General features: G+C 69.9%; 16 protein-coding genes. 7 read left to right on the forward strand and 9 right to left on the reverse strand.

The features are described from left to right. On the reverse strand, nucleotides 1-688 hold a 688-nt coding region (locus tag AB1460_RS03215), incomplete at its 3' end, for a LysR family transcriptional regulator (RefSeq protein ID WP_368959049.1). A gap of 384 nt (nucleotides 689-1,072) precedes the next feature. Between AB1460_RS03215 and AB1460_RS03220 the strand changes: the two genes are divergently transcribed. The 3 genes from AB1460_RS03220 to AB1460_RS03230 are packed head-to-tail and all read left to right on the forward strand — an operon-like array spanning nucleotide 1,073 to nucleotide 5,132. Continuing rightward, a complete protein-coding gene (locus AB1460_RS03220; RefSeq protein WP_368959050.1) occupies nucleotides 1,073-1,894 on the forward strand; it encodes an alpha/beta hydrolase in 822 nt (273 codons plus the stop codon). Continuing rightward, the gene (locus AB1460_RS03225) at nucleotides 1,891-3,750 is read left to right on the forward strand and encodes a rhodanese-like domain-containing protein (protein WP_368959051.1); all 1,860 of its coding nucleotides are present in this window, start codon (nucleotides 1,891-1,893) and stop codon (nucleotides 3,748-3,750) included. Before AB1460_RS03220 ends, AB1460_RS03225 begins: the two co-directional genes overlap by 4 nt. Beyond that, on the forward strand, nucleotides 3,747-5,132 hold the full coding sequence (locus tag AB1460_RS03230; RefSeq protein ID WP_368959052.1) for an FAD-binding oxidoreductase: 1,386 nt from the start codon (nucleotides 3,747-3,749) through the stop codon (nucleotides 5,130-5,132). Before AB1460_RS03225 ends, AB1460_RS03230 begins: the two co-directional genes overlap by 4 nt. A gap of 104 nt (nucleotides 5,133-5,236) precedes the next feature. Here AB1460_RS03230 and AB1460_RS03235 read toward each other — a convergent pair whose 3' ends face one another. From AB1460_RS03235 to AB1460_RS03255, 5 genes are all read right to left on the reverse strand, one after another. Continuing rightward, a complete protein-coding gene (locus AB1460_RS03235) occupies nucleotides 5,237-5,557 on the reverse strand; it encodes a hypothetical protein (RefSeq protein ID WP_368959053.1) in 321 nt (106 codons plus the stop codon). A 318-nt stretch (nucleotides 5,558-5,875) separates the two neighbouring features. Beyond that, nucleotides 5,876-6,037 (reverse strand): hypothetical protein, encoded by a 162-nt coding sequence (locus AB1460_RS03240; protein ID WP_018640312.1) that lies wholly within the window; start codon nucleotides 6,035-6,037, stop codon nucleotides 5,876-5,878. A gap of 251 nt (nucleotides 6,038-6,288) precedes the next feature. Further along, nucleotides 6,289-7,653 (reverse strand): NtaA/DmoA family FMN-dependent monooxygenase, encoded by a 1,365-nt coding sequence (locus AB1460_RS03245; RefSeq protein ID WP_368959054.1) that lies wholly within the window; start codon nucleotides 7,651-7,653, stop codon nucleotides 6,289-6,291. Next, nucleotides 7,650-8,879 carry an LLM class flavin-dependent oxidoreductase gene (locus AB1460_RS03250; protein ID WP_368959055.1) on the reverse strand — a complete coding sequence of 410 codons (1,230 nt, stop codon included), beginning with the start codon at nucleotides 8,877-8,879 and terminating at the stop codon, nucleotides 7,650-7,652. Before AB1460_RS03250 ends, AB1460_RS03245 begins: the two co-directional genes overlap by 4 nt. Continuing rightward, entirely contained in the window at nucleotides 8,861-9,991 is a 1,131-nt protein-coding gene (locus AB1460_RS03255) for an LLM class flavin-dependent oxidoreductase (protein WP_368959057.1), read from the reverse strand. The genes AB1460_RS03250 and AB1460_RS03255 overlap by 19 nt, the downstream gene beginning before the upstream one ends. 203 nt (nucleotides 9,992-10,194) lie before the next feature. Between AB1460_RS03255 and AB1460_RS03260 the strand changes: the two genes are divergently transcribed. The 3 genes from AB1460_RS03260 (at nucleotide 10,195) to AB1460_RS03270 (ending at nucleotide 14,478) form a co-directional block, all read left to right on the forward strand. After that, nucleotides 10,195-11,064 carry an alpha/beta fold hydrolase gene (locus AB1460_RS03260; protein WP_368959058.1) on the forward strand — a complete coding sequence of 290 codons (870 nt, stop codon included), beginning with the start codon at nucleotides 10,195-10,197 and terminating at the stop codon, nucleotides 11,062-11,064. A gap of 10 nt (nucleotides 11,065-11,074) precedes the next feature. Further along, the gene (locus AB1460_RS03265; RefSeq protein WP_368959059.1) at nucleotides 11,075-12,391 is read left to right on the forward strand and encodes a DUF427 domain-containing protein; all 1,317 of its coding nucleotides are present in this window, start codon (nucleotides 11,075-11,077) and stop codon (nucleotides 12,389-12,391) included. A 710-nt stretch (nucleotides 12,392-13,101) separates the two neighbouring features. Next, nucleotides 13,102-14,478, forward strand: a complete 1,377-nt coding sequence (locus AB1460_RS03270; protein WP_368959060.1) for an HNH endonuclease signature motif containing protein — start codon at nucleotides 13,102-13,104, stop codon at nucleotides 14,476-14,478. On the opposite strand, the gene AB1460_RS03275 is transcribed toward AB1460_RS03270, so the two are convergent. The 3 genes from AB1460_RS03275 to AB1460_RS03285 are packed head-to-tail and all read right to left on the reverse strand — an operon-like array spanning nucleotide 14,442 to nucleotide 17,394. Beyond that, entirely contained in the window at nucleotides 14,442-15,275 is an 834-nt protein-coding gene (locus AB1460_RS03275) for an enoyl-CoA hydratase-related protein (RefSeq protein ID WP_368959061.1), read from the reverse strand. The two genes, AB1460_RS03270 and AB1460_RS03275, sit on opposite strands and share 37 nt — an antisense overlap. A 50-nt stretch (nucleotides 15,276-15,325) precedes the next feature. Next, nucleotides 15,326-16,336 (reverse strand): DUF2889 domain-containing protein, encoded by a 1,011-nt coding sequence (locus AB1460_RS03280; RefSeq protein ID WP_368959062.1) that lies wholly within the window; start codon nucleotides 16,334-16,336, stop codon nucleotides 15,326-15,328. Between the two features lie 50 nt (nucleotides 16,337-16,386). Further along, nucleotides 16,387-17,394, reverse strand: a complete 1,008-nt coding sequence (locus AB1460_RS03285; protein WP_368959063.1) for an LLM class F420-dependent oxidoreductase — start codon at nucleotides 17,392-17,394, stop codon at nucleotides 16,387-16,389. A 195-nt stretch (nucleotides 17,395-17,589) separates the two neighbouring features. On the opposite strand from AB1460_RS03285, the gene AB1460_RS03290 reads away from it, so the two are divergent. Continuing rightward, nucleotides 17,590-18,267 (forward strand): DUF308 domain-containing protein, encoded by a 678-nt coding sequence (locus AB1460_RS03290; protein ID WP_368959064.1) that lies wholly within the window; start codon nucleotides 17,590-17,592, stop codon nucleotides 18,265-18,267. Nucleotides 18,268-18,373: the final 106 nt, after the last annotated feature.

The following is an 18,373-nucleotide window of genomic DNA, read 5'->3' on the forward strand; positions in this document are numbered from 1 at the left end:
TGGTCTCGTGGGGCCGGTGAGGTGTATAAGCGACAGCCCCCACCACCGACGCGGCGCGGCCGGCCCGGGCGAGGGAGGTCAGGGCCTGCGTGCGGATCGTGCACGGCTCGTCCACGGCGACCAGGGGCAGCGGGCGCTCCGGGGGCGGCACGTCCCAGCCAGGCGCCGAATACCACGCCAGCGGCAGCTCGCCCGCCGCCTGGCCGGCCGGGCCGCTGGCCGTGCCGACCAGGACGGCGACATCAAGCGTGCCCCGCTCGAGCGCCTGGACGAGCCGCGCGCCGCGGTCGATACGGAACCTGACCTCCGCCCCCGGGAAGCCCTCCGCGAGGGTCTGCATCACCCGGGGGATCAGGTGGTCGGCGGCATGCTCGGTGGAACCGACGGCGAGGGCGGTCTGCGGGACGGGGGCGCCGACCCCCAGCAGGTCGAGGGCGTCGTCGTGCACGGCGAGGATCCGCCGCCCGGCGGAGAGCAGCAGCTCACCCTCCGGCGTGAGGCGCGCGCCCCGGCCGGCCGGCTCGACCAGGGGCCTGCCCACGACCTTCTCCAGCCGGCGCACATGCTGGCTGACAGCCGACTGCGACACGCTGAGCGCCTCCGCGGCGCGGCGGAATCCGCCGCAGTCGGCGATGGCCACCAGGCTGCGCAGCGCAACCAGGTCGAGCACAGGGGACACAGCAGCCATGATAGATGATCTATCACGATTACTGATCGTTTTGATCACAGAGCCGCGCTTTACAGCCGCGATATTTCCAACCATCCTGGTGGACATGCCGGGAAGAGCCCACCGGAGCAGGAGCGGGCTGCTGACGGGGAGCCCCGTCACCCACCTGACCCGCCGCCGGGTCGTCGACTTCGGTCGTGTCAGCTCGACCTCCTGTCGCGTTTCCTGAGTGCTCCGTTCCTGAGTGCTCCGTTCCGGGGTGCTCCGTTCCGGGGTGCTCCGCGCATCCGACCGCGACCGCCCTCGACGCCGCTGCTGCTCTCCCTGTTCCCGGCCCCGGCCGGTCCGGGGTGCTGCCGCCTGCCCGGCGACGCCCGATCTCTCCCCACGACAGGACAGGCACCGATGACCTCCTCTCCGTTTGTCCAGGAAGCTCCCTCCGCCGCGGTCAGCGCGTGGGACAACCCGCCTGCGGTCGCCCCGCGCGGAACGGTGATCCTCGTCGCCGGCCGCGGGGAGCACCCCGGCGTGTACGAGCGGTTCGGTACCCGCGTCGCCTTCGACGGGTACAAGGTCCGCGTGGTCGGCGACCCCACCGCGGACGAGGCCGGTGTCCGGGCCCAGGTCCGCGAGCTGCTCGACGACCCCGACCTGCCGGGCCCACGGGTGCTGGCCGGCTCCGACGCGGGTGCGGCCTTCGTCGCCGCGCTGGCCACGGCCGGCACCGGCGCGCAGAACCCCGTCGACGGCCTCATCCTGGCCGGGCTCCCGGCCGGGGAGCATGCCGCCTCCGCCGGCAGCTGGGACAGCGAGCTCGCCGAGCGCACTGCCTGCCCCACCCACCAGTCCCGGCTCAGCAACGACCCGCAGGTCCGGCGCGGCTCGCTGCTCACCCCCGTCCCGGCCGACTGGTTCGCGGCCGCCGACCTGGGGCGGGTCCAGGTGCCGGTGCTCGCCGTCCACGGCGCGGCCGACCTGGTCAGCCCGGTCCGCGCGGCGAGGGAGAGCGTCGCGAACGCCCCGTCCGCCGAGTTCGTGACCATCGCCGGCGGCCGGCACGACGCGCTCAACGACGCCACCCACCGCACCGCCGCCGCGGTCGTCGTCCTCTTCCTGGAAAGGCTGCGTGACCTCGCCCTCGCCGCCGGCGAGCAGGGTGTACCGGCCGCGCTGGCCGGGGTGACCGACCGGAAGCTCCCGGCGATCGCCGCCTGGGCGAGCGCATGACCAGCAGGTACGTCATCATCGGCGCGGGCGCCGTCGGTGCCACGGTCGCCGCCCAGTTGTACGAGGCTGGCACGGACGTCGTCCTGGTCGCCCGCGGCGCCCATCTGGAGGCACTGCGGGCCAGCGGGCTCCGTTACATCCGTCCCGACTCCGACCGGAAGATCCCGGTCCCCGTCGCCGGCGGCCCCCAGGACGTCGACCTGCGAGCCGGCGACGTCCTGGTCCTGGCAACGAAGTCACAGGACTCGGAGGCGCTGCTGGCGGCATGGGCCTGGCGCCCCGTCGCCCCGGCGGGGACCGCCGCCGAGGCCCTCCCCGTCGTCCTCCTGCAGAACGGCCTGGAGAACGCCCGCACCGCGCTGCGCCGCTTCCACGCCGTCGTCGACGCCGTGGTGATCATTCCCTCCTCCTACTCGACGCCCGGTGAGGTGGTCAGCCCGTCCGCGCCGCTCGTCGGAGCCTTCTACCTCGGGCTCGCCCCGCGCGGCACGAGCCCGGTGGTCGACCGCATCGCCGCCGACCTGCGCCGCGCCGCCTTCGCGGTGCAGGTCGTCCCGGACGTCGACCGCTGGAAGGCCGGCAAGCTGCTCGGGAACCTCGGCTACAACCTGGACGCTGCCTACCAGCCCGGCCCGGCCCGCGACGCCCTCGCCGAGGCGCTCGTGGCAGAGGCCCGCCAGGTGCTCGCCGAGGCGGGCGTCGAGGTCACCGAGGTGATCGGCAACAAGGGCGCGCTCGACCTGTCCGGCCTCGTCCACCATGAGATCGCCGGCCACGACCGGCAGGGCAGCTCGACCTGGCAGAGCCTGGCGCGCGGTGCCTCCGTCGAGTCGGACTTCCTGAACGGGGAGATCGCGCTGCTCGCCCGCCTGCACGGCACCTCGGCCCCGCTCAACGCCGGTGTGCAGCGCGACATCGCCCGGGTCGCCCAGGACGCGAACGGCCCGGGTCGGCTCGGCGAGGACGCCGTCCACCGCCTGCTCGCCTCGGCGCGGCCGGCCGCCGACGCGGGTTCCGGCGCCGACGTCGTTCTCGTCGACGCGGCCACGCTGCACGCCGAGCTCGCCGTGGAACAGCCGCCGGTCCTGCTGGACGTCCGATGGGCCCTCGGCGACCCGCACGGGCAGGACCACTACCTGGCCGGGCACCTGCCCGGGGCTGTCTACGTCGACCTGGACACCGAGCTGGCCGCCCTGCCGACCCCGCAGGCCGGGCGCCACCCCCTGCCGACCGTCGCGGACCTGCAGGGCGCGGCACGGCGGTGGGGCCTGCGCAACGACCGGCCGGTCGTCGTCTACGACAACAACGGCGGCCTGTCCGCGGCGCGCGCCTGGTGGCTGCTGCGCTGGGCCGGACTCACCGACGTCCGCATCCTCGACGGTGCGCTCACCGCGTGGCGCGAGGCCGGGTACGCCCTGGAGGCCGGTGCTGTCACACCCGTGCCGGGTGACGTGGTGCTCGGTTCCGGTCACCTGCCCACCCTCGACGCCGACGCCGCGGCCCAGGTCGCCGGCGACGGCGTTCTGCTCGACGCCCGCGCCCCCGAGCGCTTTCGCGGCGAGGTGGAACCGGTCGACCCGCGCGCTGGCCACATCCCCGGTGCGGTGAGCGCGTCGACCGGTGACAACCTGGACGCCCGCGGTCGGTTCCGCACCCCGGACGAGCTGCGGGAACGCTTCGCCGCGTGGGGGGCGACCACGGGCGACCGGCCGGTGGGGGTCTACTGCGGCTCGGGCGTCACCGCGGCGCACGAGGTCGCCGCCCTCGCCATCGCCGGGGTCGCGGCCGCGCTCTACCCGGGTTCGTGGTCAGCCTGGTCGTCCGACCCGAGCCGTCCCGTGGCCACCGGGCCGTGACGGACGTCCGGGACGTCCGGCCGCCACCGCTGCCGGACGGGCAGTGGAGCCGGCAGGATGCGGTCGTCGACGCACACCGGCTCGACCGCTCCGGCTGGCAGCCGGAAGGGCGCCCGCTCGGCGTCGCCTTCGCCCACAGCGCCGACGACGTGCGCGCCGTGCTGCGCCACGCCTCCAGGTACGGCGTCCCGGTGACGGTCCGGGGGGCCGGTACCGGTCTCGCCGGCGGCGCGGCCGCGCCGGACGGTGCGCTGATCCTCGACCTGCACCGGATGAACCACATCCGCGAGATCTCCAGAACCGACCAGGTCGCCGTGGTCGAGCCCGGGGTGATCACCGATGACCTCGACCGCGCCGCCCGCGCGGTGGGTCTGACCTACGCCCCCGACCCCGCGAGTTCCACGATCTCCACGATCGGCGGCAACATCGCGACCAATGCCGGTGGGCTGCGGTGCGCCAAGTACGGCGTGACCCGTGAGTCAGTGCTGGGTCTGGAGGTGGTGCTCGCCGACGGCGAGATCATCCGCACCGGCCAGCGCTCCGTCAAGGGAGTCGCCGGCTACGACCTGACCAGTCTGTTCGTCGGGTCGGAGGGAACCCTCGGGGTGGTGGTCGGCGCCACCCTGCGGTTGCGGCCGGTGCCGGTCGGGACGGTCACCCTGGCCGCGTTCTTCGACTCCTTCGGCGCGGCGGTCGACGCCGTCACCGGCATCGCGGCGGCGGGAATCGTCGTGGCCATGGCGGAGCTGCTCGACGGCCCGACCGTCCGCGCCGTCGACGCCGCGACCGGCGGAGATCTCGCCCTTCGCGGGGAGACCCTCCTGCTGGTCCAGACCGACGGCCCCGGGGCGGACCGTGAGGGTGACGCCGCCGAGGAGATCCTGCGCGGCAGCGCCCGGGACGTGCAACGCTCGGCCGATGAGGAGACCACCCGGCAGCTGCTGGCCGCTCGGCGGGCCGCCCTGCCGTCCCTCGAACGCCTCGGCCGGGTCCTGATCGAGGACATCGCGGTCCCCCGCTCCCAGCTGGCGCAGGCCGCGGCCCGCGTCGCGGAGATCGGTGCGGACACCGGCGTGCAGATCTTCACCATCGCGCACGCGGCCGACGGCAACCTGCACCCGATCATCGTGGTGGGCCGACCGGACGTCGACGGGCCCGGATCCGGGTCGGCCGCTATTCCCGCGGCGGCCTGGCACGCCGCCGAGCGGATCTTCAGGACCGCGCTGGAGCTCGGCGGCACCGTGACCGGCGAGCACGGGATCGGCGTGCTCAAGCGCCAGTGGCTCGGAACCGAACTCGGCGAGACGAACCTGCGCCTGCAGCGCCGACTGCGCCGCGTGTTCGATCCGGCCGGGATCCTCGCGCCCGGACACGGCCCGTAGCTCTCGGCCGGACCAGGTGGCCACCCGCACGGCGCGACTCGCTCGCCGCGGGTGGCCACCGGCCCTGTCACACGCTCAGCACAAGCGGTGTGGTTGGAGAGAGGCTATGCGCCGAAGCGCTGCCCCTGGATCCCCTGGAGGTTCTGGATCCCCTGGAGGTTCTGGATGCCCTGCCCGGCGCCGACGCCAGCCAGCTCCTGGAGACGGTTCTGGACGTAGCGCTCGCTGTGGTGGGTCTTGTCCGCGATGCGCGCGACCAGGTCGTTCACGTTGGTGGCGGCGTCGAGGTCAGCGGTGCTGACCTGCCCGAACTGGTCCAGGATGCTGTAACGGATCTGGCGCCAGTTCTGGCGCAGCTGACGCTCGATCTGCTGCTGACGCTGCCGCTCCTGCTGCTGCTCCTGCCGGTCCTGCACCTGCGTCATGTTCCTGCCTTCCTGTCAGCGATTCATTTCCAAGATTGCTTCCGAACGCGCCGGACAGCGCGGCGAACGTTACCGCACCACTTGGCTGATCGCTTTGTAAGGCAAGGCCCCCGGAATGTTCTCCGGTTTCTACCGAAGAGGCGCCAGGAAATCGGATAAAGAGCGAAGAAGTTTCTCCAGCTGGTCGCCGGGAGCCGCGGGCCGATCTGAAGTAGCGTTCCCCCCCGCCAGCACGTCGAGCGAAACCGTCACCAGGAGCTGGCCGGCACCACTGCGGACGCCGGCCCGCTCGCCCCTACGGAACCCGGTAGCCGCAGGTCACGTCGCGCCGAGCAGCACCCGGATCTCGAGAAGCCCGTCAATCAGCTCGCTCGTGGTCGCATCCCGTGGAAGCTGACGCAGCTCCTCAAGCATCGCGTCCGTCTCCTCAAGGGTCGGGATGCCATCGATCGACGCCGCCAACTCGACAATCGCGGCCATGTTCCTCCAACCGCCGGATCCGCGGCACGCCGCGGACCGTCTCCTCACGACAACAACAAGATGTCCGAATATACCTGCCGCGAGGTGACATTCCCGTTAACTGGCCATCGAGGTGATCGTCCTCCGGTCTCCCTCTTCCGGCTCCTGCCACTCAGCGTCAGAGCCCGGGTCGGTCAGGTGCACGGAAAAACGGTACGCACACACACGGCGTGTGCACCGTGATAGATACCCCGCCGACCCGCAGCCAATCTTCAGAACTGGCGGACGGCGTCCACGCCGGTCCGGAGGCCGAGATGGTCGCGAAGCGTGGCCCCCTCATATTCGGCGCGGAACACACCGCGTTCCTGGAGCAGCGGCACGACGGTGTCGGCGAACTCGTCCAGCCCGCTCGGGGTGATGTGCGGCACGAGGATGAACCCGTCCGCCGCGTCCGCCTGGACGAAGCGGTTGATCGCCTCCGCGACGGCACCCGGGCTGCCGACGAAGGTCTGCCGACCCGTCACCTCGATGATCAGCTCTCGGGTGGTCAACCTCTGCCGCTCCGCGAGCTCGCGCCACCGTCGGGCGGTCGCAAGCCGGTCCTCGTACATCCGCACGCTGGCCCGCCCCCTGGCGATCGTGTGCTCGCCGGGGAGCGGATCGACCTCGGGCAGCGGGCCCTCCGGATCGTGTTCCTGCAGATCGCGGTTCCAGACCTGCTCCAGTAGCAGAATCGCGGTGGCCCCGCTCACCTGCTGGCGGCGCACCTGGGCGGCCCGCTCCTGGGCATCGGCGTCGGTGTCACCGAGGACGAAGCTGGCCGCCGGCAGAACGAGGAGGTCCTCCGGCGCGCGCCCGTACCGGCCGAGCCGGCGCTTGACGTCGGCGTGGAACGCCCGCCCGGCGTCGAACTCGCTGTGCCGGCTGAAGATGGCGTCCGCGGACGAGGCGGCGAACTCGCGGCCCGCGTCCGAGTCGCCCGCCTGGAAGATCACCGGGCGGCCCTGCGGTGAACGCGGCACCGTGAACCGGCCCCGGATGTCGAAATGAGCATCCTTGTGCTCGAACGATCCCGCCGCCGGGTCGGCGAGGAAGACACCCGACTCCTTGTCGGCGATGATGTCATCCGCCCGCCACGAGTCGAAAAGCTCCCACGTGGTTCGGAGGAACTGTTCGGCCCGCTCATAGCGCTGGTCCTCCGGCAGGAAACCACCCCGCCGGAAGTTCTCGCCGGTGAACGCGTCCCAGGAGGTGACGACGTTCCACGCTGCCCGGCCGTCCGAAAGGTGGTCGAGGCTGGCGAACTGCCGGGCCACTTCGAACGGCTCGTTGAACGTCGAGTTGATGGTGCCGGCCAGTCCCAGTCGCTCCGTCACCGCCGCGAGCGCGGCGAGCACCGTGAACGTGTCCGGACGTCCGACCACGTCCAGGTCATGGATGCGACCTCGCTGTTCCCGCAGCCGCAGGCCCTCGGCGAGGAAGAGGAAGTCGAACTTCGCCCGTTCCGCCGTCCGCGCGAAGTGGGCGAACGACGCGAAGTCGATGTGGCTGCCCGAGCGGGGGTCCGACCACACGGTCGTGTTGTTCACCCCGGGGAAGTGCGCGGCGAGGTGGATCTGCTTGACCGGCCGGCTCACCGCGCACCGCCCGTCGGGGCGTAGCGGTTCGCCGGGCGGTCGAGCCCCAGCCGGCCGCGCAGCGTCGCAGCACGGTACTCATCGCGGAAGAGACCGCGGCGACGCAGCTCCGGCACGAGTCTACGGGTGATCGCCCGCAGGTCCGTGGGGAGTACCGCCGGACGGAGCTGGAAGCCGTCGATCCCGGATTCTGCCCACTCCGCCAGGAGATCGGCGAGTTCCGACGGGGTGCCCACGAAGATCTGCGCGTCCGAGCGGAACTCCCGTTCGGGGCCGGACCGTTCGTCGAGACGCTGTCTGCGCTCAGCCGCCCGACCGCCGTCCTCGTCCAGAAACACCACGAGATCAGCGAAGAGCCGGGCCTCGGTCTCTGGCCGCCCCGCGGCAGCCCACTCGGCCCGTACCAGCGCACTGATCCGGGCCGCATCGCGCGCGTCGCGCGGTGTGACATGCACAAGATCCGCTGCCCGCGCCGCGAACCGGTACGGGACGGTGTCGTGCGCGAGCGCGGTCACCAGCGGCTGCCCCTGCGGCGGCCGTGGCACGATCGACGGCCCGCGCACCGTGAACCAACGTCCGGCGAAGTCGATGTAGTGCAGCTTGTCCCGGTCGATGAACCGCCCGGTGGCCACATCGCGGATCTCGGCGTCGTCCTCCCAGCTGTCCCAGAGACGACGCACGACCTCCACGTAGTCCGCGGCCTCGTCGAAGAGCTCGGCCACCGACTCCGCTGACCACCGGTCCGGCAGGTCACGCCGCCCGAAATGTGCGGCGACGTCACGCGAGGCCGCGACCCTTACCCTCACCCCCGCCCGGCCGGCACTCGCGAAGTCAAGCGTCGCGATGGCCTTGGAGATGTGGAACGGCTCGGTGTGCGTCACGACGATCGTCGGCACCAGACCGACATTTCGGGTGAGCGGTGCGACGCGGGCCGCGATCAGCACCGCATCAAGGCGGCCCTGGACCTCGTCGGCCCGTCCGTCGGGTTCGTCTCCGGCGGCCCGACCGGAGGACTGCAGCGCAAGCGTGTCCTCGATCGTCACGAAGTCGAGCCGCCCGTGTTCCGCCTCCTGGACGAGCTCCGTCCAGTAGCGGCCGGAGAACAGCTCGCGCGGTCGGGCCTCGGGTTCCCGCCAGGCAGCGGGATGCCATCCGCACCCGTCCAGCGCGACGGCCAGCCCTACTCCGTCGGCCGCCACTCCCTCGGCTACCACTGGCGTGACCACGCTTCGGCGAGCAGCTCGTAGGAACGCACCCGATCCGTGTGGGAGTGGGTGATGGTGGTGATGAGCAGTTCGTCCGCTCCCGTGACGTCCCTGAGGACCCGCAGCCCGCGCACGACCGTCTCCGGCGAGCCGACGAACTGGGTGTCGAGGCGGTCCGCCACCACGGCCCGTTCCCTGTCGGTCAGCACCATCGCGTCGGCCTCCTCCGGACTCGGAAACGGAATCGCGCCGCGACCCGTGCGGATACTGGCGACCCAGGGCCCGTACCCGCTGGCAAGCCTGCGGGCGGTCGCGTCATCCGGGGCCACGACGACATCTGCCGAAACCATCACCCAGGGCTGCGAGAGCACGCCCGGCTGAAAGGCCTTCCGGTAGGCCTCGACCGTGTCAAGCACGGTGGACGGCACCACGTGGTAGTTGGCTCCCAGCGGCAGCCCGAGCTGACCCGCGGTACGCGCGCTCTCCCCCGCACTCGCGGCAAGGATCCAGATCTGAAGATCGGCACCGGCCGCAGCCGGTGCGGGCACCCTCGTTCCGTCCGCATCCTGATACGTACCCGCCAGAAAGGCCTGGATATCCCGGACGAGATCGTCATAACCGTCGTCGGGTGCATCCCGGAAGCCGACCAGCCGGAGCTGCCGACTCAGCCGCTCGATGTCGTAGGCAACCGCTGGCGGCGCGGGGATCAGCAGGCCGTCGACCACCCGCGATCCGGGTTTCGCCGCCCCCTTCGCCGCTTCCTTCGTCGTCGACCCGTTCGCCGGCGGCAGCGCGGCCCCGTCCTTGAGCCGACCGATACTGGACCGGCCAAGTCCGAGATCGACACGACCGGGGTGCAGGTGCGCGATCGTCCCGAACTCCTCGGCGATGACGACCGCGGTGTGATGACCGGTCTGGACGGCCCCGGAGCCGACCCTTATCCGTTCGGTGGCCGCCGCCACCAGCCCGATCAGAACAGCAGGCGCGGCGGAGGCCACCCCCGGTGTCAGGTGATGCTCGGCCAGCCAGTACCGGCTGTAGCCGAAGCTCTCCGCGCGGCGCGCCAGATCAATCGTGTTACGCAGGGCCTCGGGCGTCGATGCACCGGAGGCAAGCGGCGCCAGATCCAACACGGAAAGCGGAACAGGGCCAGGTGAGGACAACGGGCCACCGCCCTTCAGTTACCCTAGGTAACTACACTTTGTTCAGCTAAGTAGTGAACATACGATCAGGAGCGTTCGACGTCCAGTGCCGCGGCCCCGCGGCACTGGGAACACCGGACGGACACGGATCGTCGTTCAGTGAGCGAACGTCGTCCACGAAGCGGGGATCATCGATGCCGTACTTCGACCTTGGGGTCGAGACCAGGCTGTTCTTCACCGATGACCCCGCGGAGGGCAGCGCCGGCGAGCAACCGCCGCTGGTTCTGATCCACGGCTGGTGCTGCGACTCGCACGACTGGAACTACCAGATCCCGGACTTCGTCACTCAGCACCGCGTGATCGCGGTGGACCTGCGCGGCCATGGACGATCGTCCGGCTCGAAGGGCCTACGACCGCGTGTGCTCGCCGCCGACATCGCCGCTCTGCTCAGGCAGCTGGGCATCACTCAGAGCACCGGCGGCGTCGTAGCGGTCGGACACTCACTGGGCGCCATGGTCGCCAGCGCGCTCGCCGTCGAAGATGCCGGGCTTGTGCGCGCCGTCGTCGCAGTCGAACCCGCGTACGGCATCACCGACACCGACGCTGCCCGATCCGAGCAGTCCTTCGGCGATCTCGGCGCTCCAGGCACTCAGGAACGACTCCTGCGGTACCTGCAGGCGCTTGCCGGCCCCGACTCACCCGCCCATCTCACCACCTGGCATCGCCGGCGTGCCCTGGCCGTCCCGGCCGCTGTGGCACGGGCCGCGCTCTTCGGGATGTGGCTCGATGCGGACCAGTTCGGTCGAAGGGACCAGAGCACCGACTATCTGGGCAGGCGCACCTGTCCGGTTCTGTCCGTCTACTCCGAGCGGCAGGCCGAACGGGCCGCGTGGGAGCGAGGTGTTGTCACGGGCCCGTTCGACGAGGTCCGTCAGCTGCCGGGAGGTCACTGGCTGCATCAGGAGCGACCAGAGGCCTTCAACGCCCTCGTTCTCGACTGGATCGCCCGGCTGTCACCCGCCGATCTCTCGTCCCGGCCACGACCGGGTGTTAGCTTCCTGTGACGTGCAGCCTGTGACCTCCGACGTCACGTCGGATAACGGACCGGCCTTAACACACGAGTCCTGCCGCTACCTGGCACGGGCGTGGTGGGGCGAAACCCTGGTAGCCGAATCGGCGTCCGCCGTCCGGGTGCAGGAGGCGGCCGAGGTGCCGGTCCTCTGCTTTCCTCGCGCCGACGTGCGGATCGACCTTCTTCTGGACGAGGGCCATACGGCAGTCTGCCCGGTCAAGGGCGAGGTGGGTCTGTGGACACTCGAGGGAAAGACCACCGCCGGATCCACCGACTGGCATGATCCCGCGGGGGCGTCAGCCGTAGACGGCCAGGACGCTGTATGGGAGTTCACCCACCCTGGGTCTGGCCTCGACTGGCTGAGTGGTCTGATCGCCTTCGACCACGACCGCGTCCGGGTTGAGCTGGTGGATGCAGTTCCCGGCGAGGCCGACGGCGACATCACGATCAAGCGGTTCCCGACATGGGGTGACGCCGCGGATCTCATCGACATCATGAACGTGCGGCCGGCCGGCGACCGCAGATACGTGAGTACCGCCCTCGCGGATCCTCGACGCCCTGTCGTCGAGGGCAGTCAGATGCTCGGGCAGGCCGTGGTCGCAGCGGGTAGGCACGCACCCGACCGACGTGTCGTGTCCGCCCACATGGTTTTCTACCGAGCTGCGGACGCCCGGGAACCGCTGGAGTTCGAGATCGACGAACTCAGCGCAGGACGGAGTTTCTCCACCCTGGCAGTGCATGTGTCGCAGGGCGGAAAACGGCGCGCCAGTGGCACCCTGCTGCTCGATGTCACGGCACCGGACGTTGTCCGCCACTCGGCCCCGCCGGAAGCGTGCGCGGGGCCATACGACAGTGAGCCGTGCGACATGTCGGTCACCGGTCGGGACATCCGCATGGTCGACGCGGCGTACACAGATGACCCCGCCGCGCCGGTGGGGCCTCCGGTCATCGACGCCTGGGTCAGGTTCCGTGACGTTCCCGATGACCCCCACCTTCACGCAGGCCTGCTCGCCCAGTTCACGGGCCACATATCCATCGCCGCCGCTCTTCGTCCGCATGACGGCGTCGGCCAGAGCCAGGCCCACCGCACTCTGTCGATGGGCATAAACGCGATCGGCATCTCCTTCCACTCCGTGGTCCACGCCGACGACTGGCTGCGCTATCACCACCTTTCCACCTTCGCCGGCGACGGAATGACCCACTCCGAATGTCGGGTGTACGACGAGGCGAACACGCTGATCGCCTCGTTCACTGTGGATGCCATGCTTCGTGGGTTCGCCCAGAATTCCCGCGCGGTGGACGGCAGGGTCGCACTGTGAGCCCGGCCACCGGCAAGGACCCGCTGTCAGTAGCGCCGACCGAGTGTTTCAGCACGCTCGTTCCGAGAGCAGGCCGATCGCCGGCCTGCTGAGTTTCGACGCGCGCACCGACGTCGACATCCCAGCACCCGCTTCAGCTTTCCGGGAGGGCACGGACCACCTCCGCGGCCGTGACCCGAAGGTCCTATCTCCCGAACTCCGATCACCCCACGACCGATGGCCGAAACCTCCATACCGGGGACCACCACCCTCGCGAGAGAGACATCGTTCCCGGCACCAGAACGCAGTGGTGGGCTGACGCGTCAGTGCGCCAGCCCACCACTGGCATCCACCGACAGACACTGTTGATTTGGCAAACTTCAGACGCGCCCGAAAAAGTCGCTGACTGCGCTCGGATCGGTCGGTCAGCTTCCGCCGCGACGAAAGTAAGGCCAGCATCCCGATCTGGTCAAGCTCGCACCGAGCCAGGCCTATCTGCCCAGCTCAGGCAACAGATCGCTCCGAAGCCGCCTGACCCGCTAGTTCATACAACTACCCAAAGCCGCAGGTCATCCGCAGCGAACTGCGCATCCGCAGGCAATAGCGCTTACGGATTCGACCGCCAGAAGACACGCCCGTAGTCTCTCACCCCCCAGCCTTGCCTGAACCGCACGCCGCGATTAGATTCGAACACACATTCGAGTCAAACCCGATATCGAGGCGGTGATCATATGCAGGAGGTCGATGTCTCTCTTGCCACGTCGTCAAAGCTATCCGCCGAGCGGCAGACCACGACTCTCGTCCGCGCGCTGCTCGACGCGTTCGTGGACCTGACCGACCACACCAGCGCGTCCGCGTTGAGCTCCTTCGCGAGCACTCCCATCCGAGGAGAGGGAGAAGAGCGGAGCCAGGCCCCATCGCGGTCCGCCGTCCAGCGCTTCCGCGACAACATCGCCTGCTACCGAGCCAAGGCCATGCTGTTGGCCTGGACGCAGGCGGCTCTGATTCAGGATCTCGCCAATCTTGCGGCACTCACCGCCGACGACCCCGCGCTACCCAGGCCGGGTGACCCGACACTCCGTCCCGAAGATGTCGCGATCGAGATCGGAGTGTCGTCCGCGACCGCAGCGCGAGACATGACCTTCGCACGCGCCACCGTCGATCGACTTCCTCGCGCGCTCAGTGCCCTGCGTGAAGGCAAGATCGACGTTCAGCGGCTCCGCTCACTGGAGAACGCCACCCGGCCTCTTGACGACGCGCTCGCCTCGCATGTCGAGCACAGCGCTCTCGCCGGCGGTCCACGCTCCACCCGCCGAGCATTCACCGACGCCTGTCGACAGATCGTGCACACACTGGACCCCGAGGGGGCGGCCACCCGCCAGGTACGTAGAGCTGAGCGGCGTGTGCGGGTTTCGGCGGGCGAGGATGGCATCGGCAGGCTGACCACCGTCATGCCAGTCGACGAGGCCGAAGCCTGCTTCCGGCGCGTCGACCGCATAGCGCGAGGCATCACCGCTCGGGGTGTCGACAGCGACGAGCGCACCATCGATCAGATTCGGGCAGACGTGGTCGTGGATCTGCTGACGGGCCGCGGGGAGCACGCAGCTCCACTCGCATGCGAGATTCAGGTCCTGGTGCCCGTCACCGCCCTGCTCGGCACCACGTCCACGCCCGGCGAGATCCCGGGCATCGGCAGCATCCCCGCAGCCGTTGCGCGCGAGATGGCCAACCGCCCGGGATCAACCTGGCGACGAATCCTCACAGATCCTCGCGGCCGCCTTGTTGAGGTTGCCGACCGCCGGCACCCGTCCCCGGCTCAGGCTCGCCATGTACGGGCACGCGACCAGACCTGCCGTCACCCCGGTTGCCGCCGGCCGGCAGTCTCCTGCGACCTCGACCACACGGTTCCCTATGCCCAGGGTGGGCCCACCAGGACCTGCAACCTGGGGCCTCTCTGCGAGCGGCATCATGGCGGGCGACACCGCGGCGGGTGGAAGATCTGCCAGCCTCGGCCCGGCGTCTTCCAATGGACGACCGGTCTCGGTCACTCGGTGACCGTCACGGAGACGCTCTATCCCGGTGTTGTCGTGGAAGGGAGGTCCGGATAGACCGGTGACCGCTTCTCCACCCGAGCCGCGATCGATTCGTTGACCTCGCCGGACTGGAGTGCGCCAGCCTGCCACGTGGCCATGTAGGTCAGCGCGTCCGACACTGCGTGGTCACGCGCGTACAACAGCATCTCCTTGCTGCCCCACACAGCGAGGGGGCTGTTGGCCGCGATCTCCGCGGCGATCTCCCCCACCCCGCGAAGCATGGATTCCTGATCCGGGAAGACCTCGTTCACAAGGCCCACGGCCAGAGCCCGGCCGGCGGGGAACCGACGCCCCGTGTAGACGAGCTCCCGGGCGATCCCGGCCGGAATCAGCTTGGGAAGACGCTGTAGCGTCCCAAGATCAGCGGCAATTCCGATCTTTGTCTCCTGAACAGTGAAGAACGCGTCCTCAGTCGCGTATCTCATGTCGCACGCGGTCACCAGGTCGAGTCCGCCTCCGATGCATCCGCCCTGCACGGCGGCGAGCACAGGAAAACGAGTCCGTTCGAGTACGGTCAGGGCCTCCTGCATCCTGAGGACAAGAGAGCGGCGGGCAAGGTTGACCCGCGCCGGTTCCCCGGCCGCGAAGAGCTCGGTGTCGCCGAACGCAGAAAGGTCGAGACCGGCGGTGAAGTGCCGTCCGGTTGACGCTATGACGAGCGCACGGACACCACCGTTCGCGCCGAGGTCAGTGACAGCGGCGGGAAACTCGTCCCAGAAGTCGCGCCGGAGGGTGTTGAGCTCGTCGGGACGAGACAGCACGAGCCAGGCGACGTTGTCGACTACGTCTATCTCGAAGTTTCGGCTTGCCACGAGGTACTCCCGAGGACAGTGGGCACGAGCGGAGCGTGTCCCACTCTCCCCTATCGGCGCGCGTCCCGCTGGGCGGGAGGCAGCAGGGACACAAGTTCGGGAACACCGACGAGCGACCGGAGCGTGTCGTTGAGATGGGTGCAGGTGCTGGTCCCCTGCAGATCCGTCCGGACCATCTTTCGAGCGTCGGCCACAGGTGTGCCAGTAAGCCGGGATGCGCTGGCAGCCGCCAACGGGCATTCCACCCAGGGCAGCGCACGCGGTACTGAGGAAACCTCGGCGAGAGTCATCGTGGCGAGGTCCAGTCGGCCGCCGACGGTGTACTCGTGGATGACAGTCTCGGGTCCACCGGCGGCCTGGTAGGTGTCCCGGAAGAGGAGATCCAGATCGCAGCTGCCGGTCTCCGCGCTGCGCGTGACATCGAGGCGCCGGTGTCGGCGCATGCCGTGCGGGGGCAGCTGGGAGGTCTCGTGCCACGCCAGGGGATCATCCGGTCGGGTGAGAGGAGGTGCGACCGGGCCGGTGACCGTGGGCACCAAGCCGTCCTGCTCGATGGCCGAGACGAGTGTGGCGCCCCGCGCCCATCCGGCGCACTGGTCCGTCTGAGCCAGGAGCATGCCTGTGGCACGGGGAACGAGGCCCATCCGGCCGAGGGCATAACCGGAGACGAGGGCGCTCACCGGCGCGTCGTCCAGCATGGCTTCGAGGAGCGGCTGGGCCGCGCGGAGATCGGGCGCGGCCTGTCCGATGCGGCGCCGCAGTCCCGAGATGGTGCCCGTACCGACCAGACTCCGGAGCTCGGGGACGGCCGGGGTGGTCTCGATACGCAGAAGGTTCCGCTGCCCGTCGGGCGCGATCTCCAGGGTGAAACGTGCTTCGGCGGCCACCTCGGATGCCCCGTCGAGGCCCGTGACCAGATCGCGGCCCTTTCCGACCAGCCTCAGGTTCCCCTGCGCACCGTCCGGACGCAGCGCGTCGATCGTGATCGTGCGCCGGACGGATCCTGGAGGGCGGGCAGGACTGCCAGCGGTCGGCTCGTGGATACCGTGCCGCGGATGCAATGGCGGCTCAGCCGGCGGTGGATCGACAAACTGCCAGCCGGACGTCATTGTCAGCTCGCGGCGTCGAGGACAGCCGGCCAGTGTGCCTGGTCCGAGCCGCCCGAGTCGTAGAGGGTCGTGCGAGCGTAGAGGTCGCCGATCTTGGCGCGGAGTCCCCGACCGACCTCTTCGGGTGTGCCGACGACGGAGAACTCTCCCAGAATGTCATCCGTGATCAGGCTGGCCATGTCGTCCCAGCGGCCCTGCTTGGAGAGCGTGGTGAGCTCCGGCTGGACCTCACCCCAGCCGTGCATCTCGAAGACGGGGCGGTAGGCCGGGGTGGACCCATAGAAGGCGATCTGCTTCCTGGTCGCCGCGACCGAGCGTTCCATCTCGGCCTCCGTCCGGCCGAGCGTCACAAAGGAGGGACCACAGATCGTGAAGCCCTCAAGATCCTTCTTTCCGGCCCGGGCCCGCCCGCGCAGCAGTGCCGGAATCGTCACTTCCTCGATGTAACGGACGGTGGTGAAGGGATGCACGATAAATCCGTCGGCGGCTTCGCCGGCGACTTCGGTCATACCCGGGCCGACCCCGGCGAGGTAGATCGGCGGGGGGCCGAAGGCCTGGGGCTTCGGGGTGAAGAAGGGCGTCATGAGGGTGTGCGTGTAGAAGTCGCCCCGAAAGTCGAGCTTGGTGCCGTTCTGCCAGGAGTCCCAGATCGCCCGGATGCCGAGGAGGAGTTCGCGCATCCGCGGCGCGGGGTGGGACCAGGGCATGGAGAAGCGCTTCTCGATGTGCGGCTTGATCTGGGAGCCGAGCCCCAGGACGAAACGGCCCTCGCTGTACTGCGCCAGGTCGTAGCCGAGGTTGGCGAGGGTCATCGGGGTCCGCGCGAAAGCGATGGCGATCGAGGTTCCGACGGTGATCGACGCGGTGGCGGTCGCGGCCTGCAGGCACTGCATGAAGGGGTCGTGCCGGGTCTCTCCGACCCAGGCGCCGCCGTAGCCCTCCTTCTCGACCCGGGCAGCGTCGGTCGACGTCACGGCGATGTCATCCGACAGGGTGTAATCGATCTTCAACGCATCTCCTCGCCGCGGCCCCCAGCAGACCTACGGTCCCAGGTTGGCGCCAGCCGGCCGATGGGGGCAACCGTTCGCAGCCCTACCGAAACCAGGGCGACAGAATGGGTTGATCTAGTGACGCAGGGTATGAGATTCCCGCTACCAGGGCAGTCCTGAGGAGGACAGTCAACCACCCGCTGAAGGGATGAGTTCATGACTGCATCAAGCGACGCAGGCGGGAACGCCGCGGTCGAGGCGAAGGCCGGCCCGGCGCTACTCGTCCTGGGCGCTGTCTGGGTCCTGCTGGCACTGGCCATCCCGATGTTCGGGCTGACGACAGGCACATCGATCGCCATCCTTCTCGGGATCACGCTCCTCCTGGGAGGTCTGAGCGAGCTGGTGGCGGCAATGGCCTCCGGTAGTGGCTGGCGCCCCACGCATGCGCTCCTTGCCGTGATGCTTGTCGCGGGCGGGATAGTGGCGCTTGCCTGGCCGGGGCCCACAGTGACGGTCGTCTCCCGCATCGCCGCATGGGCGCTTCTGGCGCTGGGGATCCACGCGCTGGCCACGGCCTTCTCACAGCGCGACGCGGCACGGGCCGGGACGTGGTGGGTTCCGCTGGTGATCGGCGCGTTCTCGCTCGGCATCGCCTTCTGGGCGTCGGCGCAGCACCGTCCGAGCTACACGCTGGCGGTTCTGTGGGTTGCGCTGACCGCGCTGGTCATCGGCCTGACCAAGTTCGCCACGGAGCTGCGGTCCGCTGGCGGCGAGGAGCCGCGGATGGGTGCTCTCACCCGCACCGGTTTCAGCGGCCGGGCCGCCACGGAGGCCGCGCGGGGGCAGGCACGGGGGCAGCGGCGTGAGGAGGCCCCGACCCGTGGCCGCATGTGACCTGGCGACGCGGAGCGGGGCGGCCCGGTCGGGGGTTGCCCCGCTCGGTCACATGTCTGCACACCGGCTCAATACGGTCGCCTAGGCTGCTGGACGACGCACGGCA

Origin of the sequence: Parafrankia sp. FMc2, from assembly GCF_041008525.1 — a bacterium.
Lineage (GTDB): Bacteria > Actinomycetota > Actinomycetes > Frankiales > Frankiaceae > Parafrankia.

What these genes read in the sequence shown, in the direction of transcription:
- AB1460_RS03220 (WP_368959050.1), top strand. Translation starts at nt 1,073, where the DNA reads ATGACCTCCTCTCCGTTTGTCCAGGAAGCTCCCTCCGCCGCGGTCAGC.
- AB1460_RS03225 (WP_368959051.1), top strand. Translation starts at nt 1,891, where the DNA reads ATGACCAGCAGGTACGTCATCATCGGCGCGGGCGCCGTCGGTGCCACG.
- AB1460_RS03235 (WP_368959053.1), bottom strand. Translation starts at nt 5,557, where the DNA reads ATGACGCAGGTGCAGGACCGGCAGGAGCAGCAGCAGGAGCGGCAGCGT.
- AB1460_RS03240 (WP_018640312.1), bottom strand. Translation starts at nt 6,037, where the DNA reads ATGGCCGCGATTGTCGAGTTGGCGGCGTCGATCGATGGCATCCCGACC.
- AB1460_RS03260 (WP_368959058.1), top strand. Translation starts at nt 10,195, where the DNA reads ATGCCGTACTTCGACCTTGGGGTCGAGACCAGGCTGTTCTTCACCGAT.
- AB1460_RS03270 (WP_368959060.1), top strand. Translation starts at nt 13,102, where the DNA reads ATGCAGGAGGTCGATGTCTCTCTTGCCACGTCGTCAAAGCTATCCGCC.
- AB1460_RS03290 (WP_368959064.1), top strand. Translation starts at nt 17,590, where the DNA reads ATGACTGCATCAAGCGACGCAGGCGGGAACGCCGCGGTCGAGGCGAAG.